This window comes from uncultured Eudoraea sp., from assembly GCF_947490415.1.
Taxonomy (GTDB): Bacteria; Bacteroidota; Bacteroidia; order Flavobacteriales; family Flavobacteriaceae; genus Eudoraea.
In genome coordinates, this window is record NZ_CANLGX010000002.1 from 346,575 (window position 1) to 359,807 (window position 13,233).

General features: G+C 37.2%; 12 protein-coding genes. 9 read left to right on the top strand and 3 right to left on the bottom strand.

Translation table 11 applies throughout. The annotated features are described in order from the left end of the window. The first annotated feature begins 35 nt into the window (after positions 1–35). Complete coding sequence (locus Q0874_RS06475) at positions 36–974, top strand: calcium/sodium antiporter (protein WP_299160857.1); 939 nt, start codon at positions 36–38, stop codon at positions 972–974. Positions 975–1,003: 29 nt separating this feature from the next. Continuing rightward, positions 1,004–2,599 carry a carboxypeptidase-like regulatory domain-containing protein gene (locus Q0874_RS06480; RefSeq protein WP_299160860.1) on the top strand — a complete coding sequence of 532 codons (1,596 nt, stop codon included), beginning with the start codon at positions 1,004–1,006 and terminating at the stop codon, positions 2,597–2,599. A gap of 51 nt (positions 2,600–2,650) precedes the next feature. Here Q0874_RS06480 and Q0874_RS06485 read toward each other — a convergent pair whose 3' ends face one another. Then, positions 2,651–3,676 (bottom strand): glutamine synthetase beta-grasp domain-containing protein, encoded by a 1,026-nt coding sequence (locus tag Q0874_RS06485; RefSeq protein ID WP_299160862.1) that lies wholly within the window; start codon positions 3,674–3,676, stop codon positions 2,651–2,653. A gap of 209 nt (positions 3,677–3,885) precedes the next feature. Between Q0874_RS06485 and Q0874_RS06490 the strand changes: the two genes are divergently transcribed. From Q0874_RS06490 to pyrF, 6 genes are all read left to right on the top strand, one after another. Continuing rightward, positions 3,886–6,072 (top strand): glutamine synthetase III, encoded by a 2,187-nt coding sequence (locus Q0874_RS06490; protein WP_299160865.1) that lies wholly within the window; start codon positions 3,886–3,888, stop codon positions 6,070–6,072. A gap of 72 nt (positions 6,073–6,144) precedes the next feature. Beyond that, positions 6,145–7,323, top strand: coding sequence for an AIR synthase related protein (locus Q0874_RS06495; RefSeq protein ID WP_299160868.1), 1,179 nt, complete (start codon positions 6,145–6,147; stop codon positions 7,321–7,323). Positions 7,324–7,422: 99 nt separating this feature from the next. Next, positions 7,423–7,854, top strand: a complete 432-nt coding sequence (locus Q0874_RS06500; RefSeq protein WP_299160871.1) for a ubiquinol-cytochrome c reductase iron-sulfur subunit — start codon at positions 7,423–7,425, stop codon at positions 7,852–7,854. A 140-nt stretch (positions 7,855–7,994) separates the two neighbouring features. Continuing rightward, positions 7,995–8,993, top strand: coding sequence for an FAD:protein FMN transferase (locus Q0874_RS06505; protein ID WP_299160874.1), 999 nt, complete (start codon positions 7,995–7,997; stop codon positions 8,991–8,993). Positions 8,994–9,096: 103 nt separating this feature from the next. Beyond that, positions 9,097–10,173 carry a peptide chain release factor 1 gene (prfA, locus tag Q0874_RS06510; RefSeq protein ID WP_299160877.1) on the top strand — a complete coding sequence of 359 codons (1,077 nt, stop codon included), beginning with the start codon at positions 9,097–9,099 and terminating at the stop codon, positions 10,171–10,173. 8 nt (positions 10,174–10,181) lie between these two features. Next, positions 10,182–11,000: an orotidine-5'-phosphate decarboxylase gene (gene pyrF / locus Q0874_RS06515; protein ID WP_299160879.1), complete on the top strand. Its 819-nt coding sequence runs from the start codon at positions 10,182–10,184 to the stop codon at positions 10,998–11,000. A 3-nt stretch (positions 11,001–11,003) separates the two neighbouring features. Here the strand turns inward: pyrF and Q0874_RS06520 are convergent, their stop codons facing one another. Next, positions 11,004–11,273, bottom strand: coding sequence for a hypothetical protein (locus tag Q0874_RS06520; RefSeq protein WP_299160881.1), 270 nt, complete (start codon positions 11,271–11,273; stop codon positions 11,004–11,006). A gap of 178 nt (positions 11,274–11,451) precedes the next feature. On the opposite strand from Q0874_RS06520, the gene Q0874_RS06525 reads away from it, so the two are divergent. After that, entirely contained in the window at positions 11,452–11,958 is a 507-nt protein-coding gene (locus tag Q0874_RS06525; protein WP_299160882.1) for a hypothetical protein, read from the top strand. 299 nt (positions 11,959–12,257) lie between these two features. Here Q0874_RS06525 and Q0874_RS06530 read toward each other — a convergent pair whose 3' ends face one another. Beyond that, complete coding sequence (locus Q0874_RS06530; protein WP_299160884.1) at positions 12,258–13,223, bottom strand: carbohydrate kinase family protein; 966 nt, start codon at positions 13,221–13,223, stop codon at positions 12,258–12,260. Between the last annotated feature and the right edge of the window lie 10 nt (positions 13,224–13,233).

Consider the following 13,233-nt stretch of genomic DNA (forward strand, 5'->3'; position numbering starts at 1 on the left):
GGCTTCATTCTGCTATATTTGCTAAAATCTTTCTGATGTTGAATTTTTTGTTTATCGCAGTTGGTTTGATTCTATTAATACTTGGAGGAAACTGGTTATTAAAGTCGGCTGTAGCCTTTTCATTACGACTGAACATACCCAGGATCATTATTGGGATGACCATAGTATCATTTGCAACTTCTGCCCCGGAGCTTATAGTAAGTATAAATGCCGCCTTAGATGGTTTTCCGGATCTTGCACTTGGTAATGTCGTTGGATCAAATATTGCAAACCTTGGATTGGTGTTGGCAATAGTTATTTTATTAGGAAACATTGATGTCCGTAAGGCCTTTTATATAACAGACTGGCCGGTTATGATGGCTGCTTCGCTGTTATTTTTTGGTTTTATATATTTTGACGGTATTCTTCAAGCCTACGAAGGTGCAATTATGGTACTTTTTCTATTTCTGTTTTTGATTTTTTTACTTCGCTTCCAGAAAACAGCCGTTGTAGAGGATGTTCTTGAGGATGATGAACCATTACCGTTGTATAAGGCATTGCTTTTCCTGGGATTAGGAGGGGGAGCCCTTTGGGGAGGAGCTGAATTACTCATAAGGGGTGCTGTAGGAATGGCAACTTTTTATGAAATCAGTGAAAGAATTATAGGAATTACTGTGGTTTCTGTGGGGACTAGTATCCCGGAACTTGCTGCTTCTCTTATAGCTATAATTAAAAAGGAAAAATCCATTTCTTTGGGAAACCTTATTGGATCTAATATTTTTAATTTATTGGCAGTATTGGGCATTACATCAATGATAAAGCCAATTTATTTAATAGATCAGGGCCTCTTAAATAATGATATCTGGTGGATGCTTGGGTTTTCATTTCTTATACTACCTCTGGTGTTCTTTCCAAAAGGTCTCCGGCTTGGATGGCGCGATGGAATTATTTTACTAACAGTCTATATTTTGTTTTTGTATTTTACATTATTCTGAGTTGAAACGCATTTAGGAAATTAATTTTCATGGGGTTAAGAACACTTTTAGTCTTTTTCGTACTAATAGGTCTTAGTATATCCGTTGTTTGGGCACAGCAATCAGAATTTATATATGGAAAGATCATAGATGCTGAAACTAAAGAACCTGTCTCTTTTGCCACGATACGCATTCAGAACAAAGCCATAGGTGTGATCTCAAATGATGATGGTGGGTTTGCAATACCCTTTGAATTTAAAGAAATTGGCGAAATACTAGAGATTACCTCCATGGGCTTCATGGAACAGAAGATTCTGATTTCGGAATTTGCTTCGGATGGAGTAAACATAATAATGCTGTATCCCAGAACTATAGAACTTCAGGAAGTAATAGTCACAAATAGGAAAAAAAAGCAGCTTTCTGCAAAAAGGATTGTTAAGAATGCCATAGAAGCAATTCTTGAGAATTACCCTGTGAATTCTTTTTCAACAGTAGGTTATTATCGTGATTATCAAAAAAAACAAAATCAATATATCAACCTTAATGAAGCTATATTAGGAGTTTTTGATGAAGGTTTTGATGAGTATGATAATGAATCCACTTCCGTACGCATATATGATTACCGGGAAAACATAGATTTTGAAAGGGATACTATAGCCGAAAAGCCCTATAATTATACAAGTGGTGTAAAGGTCATAGATAAAGCATTTTTAAGGAACTATGGGGGTAATGAATTTACTATTTTGCGAATCCATGATGCCTTGCGAAATTATGACATTGATTCGTACTCTTTTGTGCATCGCTTAAAATATGATTTCATTAAAAACCACAGTTTTTCAAAAGGTCCGGATACCTATTTGACCAATGAAAGCCTTTATGTCATTAGATTTAGAAAAGAGGACATGCGCTATTTGGCCTATGGTACATTATACATTTCCCAAAGAGATTTCGCCATTCATAAAATGGAGTATGCTCTTTATGATAAACTAAAAATGACACCTTCTATAAATGGAAATAAAAATGGGACTACAGGCCGTCTGATTTTTGAAGTCAGCACCGAGTATCAAAGAGTTGATTATAAAATGTTTTTAAACTACATATCTTTTAATAATTCTTTCAAATTAAGGGAACCTCCTAAATTTAAAGTGGAGGACATGCTGATGGATTTAAAAAGACTATGTTTTGTAGTGGAGTTTAACAAGGAACCTGAAAAGCAATCAGCCCTCATAAAGAACAATTATTCTTTAATCTATAAGGGTAAAAAGTTGAAGTTAAAGGAGATTATAATGAAAAAAAATCAGGCATACATATACCCTAATTTTAGTAATGTTGATGAAAGGTTGTCTTTCTTTAAAGAATTGAATACTTCACGGAATAAAGACAATATGATAGATGCTGAGTTATTTTCCTTTGATGCCAGGAATATTGTTGATGAAGAGGGTAACGAAATAAATGTACCAACTTACATTTATTTAAATCAGTTTAGGGAATTTTTCGTCCAGCAGGTAAAACCAAATACCACAGGTCCTTTAGACAATCTGTATATGAAAAAAGATAAACCTATTTTTAAAAACCAGCCTATTGTTAAACCAGACGATTTCTCCGAATTATGGATGAATACCCCTTTAAAGACTATAGATAATTAAAAAACCGCCTTTAATTACTCAAAGGCGGCTTTATAAAAATAATTCTGAAAATTAGTTAGCTACGGCTTCTATATTTGCTGATTTTACAGTTTTAATAATTCTGCCTGCAATTTTATAGGGATCTCCGTTAGAAGCTGGTCTTCTGTCTTCCAGCCATCCTTTCCAACCTTTTTCAACGGTTATAATCGGAATTCTGATTGAAGCACCTCTGTCTGATACGCCATAACTGAAATCCTTAATAGATGCTGTTTCGTGCAAGCCCGTAAGTCTTTCGTCATTAAACGCACCATAAACGTCTATATGATCAGAAGTCACTGGCCTGAAAGCCTCACAAATTCTTTCATATATTTCTTTAGAACCACATGTTCTTAAAGTAGTATTGGAAAAGTTTGCGTGCATTCCAGAACCATTCCAATCCCCTTTAACAGGTTTTGGATGTAATTCAATATAATAGCCATATTTTTCAGTGAGACGATTCAATAGATAACGAGCAATCCAGATCTCATCGCCCGCTTTTTTAGCGCCTTTGGCAAAACACTGAAATTCCCATTGTCCCGGAGCAACCTCCTGATTAATACCTTCTATATTAATTCCGGCAGCAATACATATATCCATATGTTCCTCTACAAAATCTCGTCCCCAGGTGTACCTTCCACCTACGGAACAGTAATATTTACCCTGTGGACCTGGAAATCCACCACGTGGAAACCCAAGAGGTAAATCCGTTTCGGTATCCATTAAAAAGTATTCCTGTTCAAATCCGAACCAGAAGTCATCATCATCATCATCAATTTGAGCACGATGATTCGATGTATGCGGTGTTCCGTCAGCATTTAACACTTCTGCCATTACTAAAAATCCATTAGTTCTTTCCGGATCCGGATAAATAGCGACCGGTTTCAACAGACAATCTGAAGAACCGCCTTCAGCCTGTTCTGTGGAACTACCGTCAAAAGACCATAATGGGCAGTCCTCTAATTTACCACTAAAATCTTCTTCAATCTTTGTTTTGCTTCTTAGTTCCTGAGTTGGTTCGTGGCCATCCAACCAAATGTATTCCAGTTTTGTCTTGCTCATAATCTTCGATGTTAATTTTTCAATTTACGATTTCCAAAAATAGAATATTTTAAATACATCTATTAAAAAATAGGGGGTATTTATCAAAAATTTCGACATAATTATTAACACCCCCGAATTTTTGAGGGGATTTTGCAATATTTTTATATTTCAGCGATTATTCTATGAATTGTTTAATTTTGCTTTAATCAATTAATAAAATCCAGTATATGTCCAAACTAAGATTCAATGCAATCAAAGAAAGTTACCAACATAATCCGCTTCCCATTGCAGAAACGGGGAGACGATCAGAATTGTTCGGAACCCATGTTTTTAATGAAGAAAGAATGCTTCAGTATCTTACGAAGGATGCTTATTTAAGTGTAAAAGGGGCTATTTTCTCTGGCTCGAAAATTGATAGAAAAATTGCCGATCAGGTAGCGGAAGCAATGAAAGCCTGGGCTATTTCTATGGGTGCAACGCACTATACCCATTGGTTTCAGCCTTTAACAGGGTCTACAGCGGAGAAGCATGATGCTTTTTTTGATCTGTTAGCAGATGGAAGAGCGGTTGAAAAATTTGGAGGTGCTCAACTTGTACAACAAGAACCAGATGCTTCCAGTTTTCCAAGCGGAGGTATACGAAATACCTTTGAGGCAAGGGGGTACACCGCCTGGGATCCAACATCTCCGGCATTTATTTATGGAACAACACTGTGTATCCCTACAATTTTTGTGTCCTATACCGGAGAGGCGCTGGATAATAAAGCACCACTTTTGAGGGCCTTACATGCCGTAGATTTAGCAGCTACTGCAGTGGCTAAATATTTTGATAAAAATGTATCTAAGGTCCACGCAACACTTGGATGGGAACAGGAGTATTTTCTAATTGATAAAGCATTGGCCAGTTCACGCCCGGATATTGTTCTTACCGGTAGGTCATTAGTTGGACATCTTGCAGCTAAAGGACAACAACTGGATGACCATTATTTTGGGGTAATACCTTTAAGGGCGATTAATTTTATGAGAGAGCTGGAAAAAGAATGTACCCGGCTTGGGATTCCTGTTAAAACCAGACATAATGAAGTAGCACCAAATCAATTTGAGCTGGCTCCGGTTTTTGAAGAAGCCAATCTGGCGGTTGATCATAATTTGCTTCTTATGGATGTTATGGAAAAAGTAGCCGACAGGCATAACTTTAAAGTTCTTTTTCATGAAAAGCCCTTTGCTGGTATTAACGGTTCCGGAAAACACAACAATTGGTCTCTCGCAACAGATACGGGGGTTAATCTTCTAAGCCCGGGTTCTACACCTATGAAAAACCTTCAATTCCTAACCTTTTTTGTGAATACAATTAAAGCCGTTGATACTTATGAGGAACTGCTGAGATCTTCAATTGCCTCTGCCAGTAATGATTACAGGTTGGGTGCAAATGAAGCTCCACCGGCAATTTTTTCAATCTTTGTAGGCACGCAACTAAGTAATGTCCTGGATGAATTGGAAGGGGTTTCCAAAGGAAAGCTTTCCCCGGAAGAGAAAACAGAATTAAAACTCAATGTGGTAGGAAAGATTCCTGAGATTTTACTCGATAATACAGATAGAAATAGAACTTCGCCATTTGCTTTTACCGGTAATAAATTTGAAATGAGAGGAGTTGGCTCAAAAACCAATTGCGCAAAACCAATGACCATACTAAATGCCATAGTTGCACATCAATTAAAGGCGTTTAAAAAGGAAGTAGATCTTTTAATTGATAAAAAGAAATTAAAAAAGGACGAGGCCGTTTTTAATGTTTTAAGAGAATATATCAAGTCTTCAAAAAGAATTCGTTTCGACGGGGATGGTTATAGTGCTGATTGGGAAAAAGAAGCTAAAAAAAGGAAGTTGAGTAATAATAAAACTACGCCTTCTGCAGTTCAGGTAATGACTTCCAAAGAAAGCCTGGAGCTTTTTAACAGTCTGGAAGTAATGAGTACCGTTGAAGTTGAAGCAAGGCAGGAAGTTGAATTAGAGACATATATTCTTCACACCCAAATTGAAGGCAGGGTCTTTAATGATTTGGTTTATAGCCATATTATTCCTTCGGCTATTGAATACCAAAATAAATTAATTAAAAATGTTCTGGGCTTAAAAGAAATTTATGGAGCGGCACATAAAAAATTATCTGAAGGGCATCTCACTCTTATTGAACAGATTGCTGAGCATATGGTGGAACTAAAAAAGAATACCGATGATATGACCAATGCCAGAAAGATTGCCAACAAATTAAATGACCTGAACAAGAAGGCTTTCGCTTACTGCGATAATGTTCGGCCCTATTTTGATAAAATCAGATATCACAGTGATAAGCTGGAGCAACTAATCGATGATAAGTCCTGGCCACTTACCAAGTACCGGGAATTATTGTTTATTAGATAAGCTAATAATTAAAGCTCACATTTTGTGGGCTTTTTTTTATGGTTTATCCTATTTTTGCGGAAACCAAAAGCCATGGATCCGTCTACTAGCAAACGTTATGATCAAAGAGGAGTCTCTGCCTCAAAGGAAGACGTGCATAATGCCATAAAAAATATTGACAAAGGTTTATTTCCAAAGGCATTTTGCAAGATTGTAGAGGATTACCTTACCAAGGATGAGGAATACTGTTTGGTAATGCATGCAGATGGTGCCGGTACAAAATCTTCACTCGCTTATATGTATTGGAAAGAGACAGGAGATATGTCTGTTTGGAAAGGTATTGCCCAGGATGCGCTAATCATGAACCTGGATGATCTTTTATGTGTAGGGGTAACAGATAATATTCTTTTATCCTCTACAATTGGAAGAAATAAAAACCTAATTCCGGGAGAAGTCATTTCGGCGATAATTAATGGTACTCAGGAATTAATTGAGGATTTGGCTAAACACGGGATAGTTATTTATAGTACCGGTGGAGAAACCGCAGACGTTGGAGATCTGGTACGTACTATAATTGTTGATTCTACGGTAACAGCAAGACTAAAAAGGGCTAATGTTATAGATAATGCGAATATCTGTCCGGGGGATGTAATTGTTGGTTTGGCTTCTTATGGAAAAGCAACCTATGAGTCGGAATATAATGGAGGGATGGGTAGTAATGGACTTACATCAGCAAGGCACGATGTTTTTTCAAAATATTTGAGCACGAAGTATCCGGAGAGCTATGACTCCCATGTTCCCGAGGCATTGGTGTATTCAGGAGGGGTAAAACTTACCGATTCTGTCCAGGATTCTCCGCTGGATGCCGGTAAACTTGTATTGTCCCCTACAAGAACCTACGCTCCGATAATTAAAAAAATTCTTCAGAAATACGATTCTAAAGATATTCATGGTATGGTGCATTGCAGTGGCGGGGCTCAGACCAAGATTCTTCACTTCATAGATAACCTCCATATTGTTAAAGATTCTATGTTTGCCGTACCGCCATTGTTTAAATTAATACAGGAACAATCTGGTACTGATTGGAAAGAAATGTATCAGGTCTTTAATTGTGGTCATCGCATGGAACTTTATGTGAATGAAAGCATTGCAAAAGACCTAATAGCAATTTCCCGCGAGTTTGACGTAGATGCCCGGATTGTGGGCTATGTAGAGCCATTTACTTCAAAAAAGCTGACAATTAAAAGCGAATACGGAACGTTTGTCTATTAAGGTATACGAATCCCTCTTTTAAAGCGTTCTTTTTATAGTAGTTTTTAGCCCGATTCCTGGGTTGAAATTGTATGTATACATTAAAAAAAAATAAATGTTATGGAGAGAAAGGAATTTTTAAGAAGCCTCGGAGCGGGGGCGGCCTTTGCGCTTACTTTCCCGTGTATTAATGGTTGTTCAAATGATGATGGAGAACTGGAAACGAAACCAGTACCTACTGGTGTTGACTTTACTATTGATCTTAATTCGCAGGAAGGTTCAGGATTGCAAAATAACGGTGATTTTATTTTAAAGAATGACGTAGTTGTGGTTAAGAACCTTGAAGGTAATTTTATAGCGGCAAGTCAGATATGTAGTCATCAGCAAACAGATCAGGTGAGATTTTTAGATGATAATGGAGGAATTTTTCGTTGCTCCACCCATGGATCAGAATTTGATCAAAACGGGGCTCCTTTAAACACAATTACGAACAATCCGCTTAAAACGTTTAACACAGAACTAAACGGTAATATACTTCGGGTTTTTGAGTAGTTACGGATTAGTCACATTTTTATATTTACGTGAAAAGTTTGGCCCTGAATCTTTTCGTTTTTTCTTGTACTTTTTTTTCTAATGATAAGAATTATACAACTGTACGCCCAATATTTTCACAACTAAAAAAAACATAGTAAGTGAAGAGTTTGGTGGCATTACTTTTTGGTATTCTTACCATGACTTCAGTCTGTGGTCAGGCGAAGAAGTATGTCACTGTTAAGAGAGCTGTTAGATTAATGGGCAGTCCCTTTGAATTAACTGTGGTAGCACAAAATGAAGAAATTGGATATATCAATCTGCAAGAGGCCATTGCGGAAGTCAAACGCGTAGAAAAATTGATTTCTTCCTGGGATCCTGAATCAGAGACTTCAGAAATTAACCGGAATGCCGGCCTAAAGCCTGTTAAGGTAAGCTATGAGCTTTACAAATTAATCGAACGTTCTATTCAGATTTCTGAAATTACCTATGGCGCTTTTGATATTACCGTTGCGGCAATGGAGGGGGTCTGGAAATTTGATGGTTCAATGTCTATGTTTCCTACTCCGGAACAGATCAGTCGGGCAGTTTCCAAAGTAGGTTATAAAAAAATCATTCTGAATAGGGTTGAAAACACTGTATTTCTAAAAGATAAAGGAATGAAGATTGGCTTTGGGGCAATTGGAAAGGGTTATGCTGCAGATAAGGTTAAGGAACTATTAGTATCCAAACAGGTTCCTGCCGGAATGATTAATGCTTCAGGAGATATAGCTACCTGGGGGACAAAGGCTACTGGTGAGAAATGGTTAATAGGTGTGGATCACCCAAGAAGTAATGGGAAAATATTTACCTGGCTGCCACTAATAGAATCATCCGTGTCAATTACAGGTAATCTGGATAGGTATGTTACTTTTAACGGTAAGAAATACGCACATTACATCGATCCAAAATCCGGGTATCCGACCACCGGAATAAGCAAGGTAACCATACTTGCCAAAAGCGCGGAACTATGTGACGCTCTGGCTACTGCGGTCTATGTTTTAGGTAAGGAGAAAGGAATTTCTTTAATAAATCAGTTGGGTGATACCGAAGTAGTAATTGTGGACAGCTATAACCAGATGTTTAAAAGCAATGGGATAATTCTGGACACAGAAGAATAAATTTTCATATTCCATTTTTTATAAAAACTCTTCCTATCTTACTTATGAAGAGGGTAAAATACCTTTAAAAATTTGTAAATTCGCATTCCTAAGAGATGATTGCATGTTAGATAAATTAAATATTGTTAAACAGCGCTTTGATGAGGTATCAGACCTTATAATTCAACCTGATATAATTTCAGATCAAAAACGCTATGTAAAGCTTAATAAAGAATACAAGGATTTACGCTTGCTCATGGATAAAAGAGAGCGTTATATTGAGCTGACCAATAATATGAACGAAGCTGAGGAAATCATTAATGATGGCAGTGACGCAGAGATGGTTGAGATGGCAAAAATGCAATTGGATGAGGCTAAAGAGGCATTCCCCGCATTGGAGGAGGAAATAAAGTTATTATTAATTCCAAAAGATCCTGAAGATGCTAAAGATGTAGTGATGGAAATACGCGCTGGGACAGGAGGAGATGAAGCCAGTATTTTTGCAGGAGACCTTTACCGAATGTATTCCAAGTATTGCGAGTCTAAAGGTTGGAGAACGAATATCATTGATTTGAGTGAAGGTACCAGCGGAGGTTATAAAGAAATTCAATTTGAAGTTAGTGGAGAAGATGTCTACGGGACACTAAAATTTGAAGCCGGGGTCCATCGTGTACAACGGGTGCCTCAGACAGAAACACAAGGCCGTGTTCACACCAGTGCCGCAACAGTGATGGTCTTACCTGAGGCCGAAGATTTTGATGTGCAAATAGATCCTAAGGATGTGCGTATAGATTTCTTCTGTTCATCAGGTCCGGGAGGCCAATCGGTGAACACAACTTACTCTGCCGTTAGGTTAACACATATTCCCACTGGTTTGGTGGCTCAGTGTCAGGATGAAAAATCGCAACATAAGAACAAGGATAAAGCCTTCAAAGTTTTGCGATCCCGACTTTACGACATGGAACTGGCTAAAAGACAAGAGGAGGATGCCGCAAAACGGAATTCACAGGTTAGTAGCGGAGATCGTTCCGCTAAGATTCGCACCTACAATTATCCGCAGGGAAGGGTTACCGATCATAGGATAGGCCTCACGCTTTACGATCTTCAGAATATAATCAACGGAGATATTCAAAAGATTATTGACGAGTTGATGTTGGTTGATAATACCGAAAAACTAAAAGAAGCCTCAGAGATTTTTTAGAATTCAGGATGAAAATTGAACACTTAGTTGAGCAAATCCACAAAAAAGAATCCTTTCTCTGTATAGGTCTGGATACGGATCTGGAAAGAATACCAGCGCATCTCCTGAATGAAGAGTCGCCAATATTTTCATTTAATAAGGCTATTATTGATGCGACCCATCACCTTTGTGTCGCCTATAAACCAAATATTGCTTTTTACGAGGCTTATGGCTCAGTGGGTTGGGAAGCCCTGGGTAAAACTATTGAATACCTCAATGAATATTACCCTGAACTTTTTACCATTGCGGATGCAAAACGAGGCGATATCGGGAATACCTCATATCGATACGCAAAAGCATTTTTTGAAGATTTGAATTTTGACTCTATTACCGTTGCTCCCTATATGGGGAGGGATTCTGTTGAGCCATTTTTATCGTTTGAGAATAAGCATACCATTCTCCTTGCACTGACCTCAAATGAGGGGGCCTTTGATTTTCAAACAAAAAAAATTGGGGAAAAGACGCTGTATGAACAAGTTCTGGAAACATCAAGGTCATACAAAAATGCTCAAAACCTAATGTATGTAGTTGGAGCTACAAAGGCGAGTCATTTAGTTGAAATCCGAAGAATAATTCCGGATAGTTTTCTTTTAGTGCCCGGGGTAGGAGCACAGGGTGGAAGCCTGGAAGAAGTGTGTAAATATGGTTTGAATAAAAATGTTGGGTTATTGGTTAATTCATCAAGAGGTATTATCTACGCATCAACCGAAAAGGATTTTGCAATTGTGGCTGCACAAAAAGCGGCAGAATTACAGAATAAAATGGCAAAGGAACTCAGAAAGAATTAAGTATTACTGCACAAAATTCTCCAATAGTTTTTTAAGCTTTCGTGCCTTTAGTTCAAAAAATGCGGCAAGCTTATCATCCGTAGTTTTAAAGTCTGATGCCTTGCTTAAAAAATTCTGATATTGAAATTCTATTAGGGCTAAGGCCTTTTGTCCGCTTGTTATTGGAGTAATGGCTCCAACTTTACAATATTGATTATCCATGGTCACATTCTTTGTTCTTACAAATATACGACCAAAATGAGGGTTTGGATGTTTGGTAGTGCGTGTATTCACCTAAAAATCAGGTGATTTGTCTAATTTTTAACTAATTTGTTGAATATATACCCAATATGCCTTCAAAAAGATAAGAATAGGCAGGTAATTTGGTTTAGTTATAAATGCAGAAAACGAATCACAAATAAGACCTTATTTAATTTACTATAGCAAACAATCCATACTCAATTTTTTAAGCATGAAATATTCAATATTAATAGTCATTTTTCTTACAGCGGTGTTTGGCAGCTTGGCACAATCTTCAGAGTGTAATTGTTGTTCCGAAAACCATGACGATTTCGATTTTTGGGAAGGCAAGTGGGAAGTTTCCAATAAAGATGGAACCTTTGCCGGTAAGAATACAATAGTAAAAATGCAGGGCGGCTGCGTGCTAACGGAAAATTGGATTGGAGCCAAAGGACAATACACGGGTACCAGTTTAAATTTTTATAACGATAAAATGGGGCAATGGGAGCAACTTTGGGTTGATAATTCCGGAAGTCATTTAAAGCTTACAGGAAATAGAATAGAGAATCAAATGATAATGAAATCTTTACCTTTTGAGCATAAGGATGGCAAGAAATATGTCAATAAAATTACCTGGACCCTAAATAAAGATGGAACAGTAAGACAACTCTGGGAAATCATGAATAATGGTACGGCTGTAAATGTTGCTTTTGACGGATTGTATAAGAAATTAGAGTAATTAATCCAATAAGGTTTTTTTGAAATAAAAAAACCGGTGCTTCCACCGGTTTAAACTAACTAACTCAAAAAATACTAACTCAAAAAATTCGTTCAAGGATATCTGCTTTATAAGTTAACAGAACTACAAAAATTTGGAAATTGTAGTGATTCACCTTCAAAATTTTAACGTTAATATTTTCTGTTTATTGCAAGGATTTTAAGAAAAATTCAACGAATACTCAAAATTAAACCCAATTCATTGTAAAAGCAGCTGATAATTCGATGAATTGGTCCTTGTTAAGGATGCCAGGTAGCACTTCAATAATGATCTGAAATTAATTTGTTGGTTTCTGTCTTGTTTTTAAAAACCTCAAAAGTCTTCCCTTGTGTCCGCAAGGCACCAAGGGTATTTGCATATTGCGCGGCTTTAATAGGGTCCTTGTACAAAGAAAACCCATAAGCCAAACCTCCTGCAAAAGAATCTCCGCATCCTGTAGTATCTATAACATCTTTCATAAAAACAGATTTTATAAATTTTTTCACAGTAGTGTTATCTTCCCGGTAATACACAACACAACCTCTTGAATCCAGCGTAACATAAAAATATGTGACCCCTTTAGACAGTACATGTTCAGCCATTGCATCTAAATGATCGGTTTTGTCCTCTTCATAGCTCGTCATTTCCTCATATTCGTATTCGTTTTTAAACCAACATGCCTGAGATTCTTCAAGATTCATTTTAAGAACATCAATATAGGGAAGCCATTCATCCATATCCACCCAGAACTTTCGGTACCGATCTCCGGTCATACTCATTGTGGTAGTTGGCCCATGAGCATCAAAGATTATCAATCCTTTTTTATGCTTTTTAATATACCTCAGGGTGCTAAGTGAAATCTCAAAGTCTGTAATGGGAACAAAAACATAGGCATCAATATCATCCAAATCTGAGATATCTTCCGGCAAAATGGGTTTCATACAAGCCGTTTGCTTCTCCAATCGATTATTTTGATCCAAAAACCTCAGTTCTATAACAGTTCCTTTATCTTCCTTATTTCCAATATGGGTAGTTTCAATATTTGAATAAGGTTCAAAGACTTCCAAAATAGGATCAAAATCTCTTTGATGAACATGAGAGACTGGAATAACACTTCCTTCCTCACCCAATAGTTTGGATAAAGCAATTACCGGGTGGGTTACACAACCGTATTTCTGTATTACCTCGTCCTGGTGCGTATAAATAGTATCTCTTGGTATTGGCCCTAAAACCGCTATTTTAACCATAAGCCTGAAT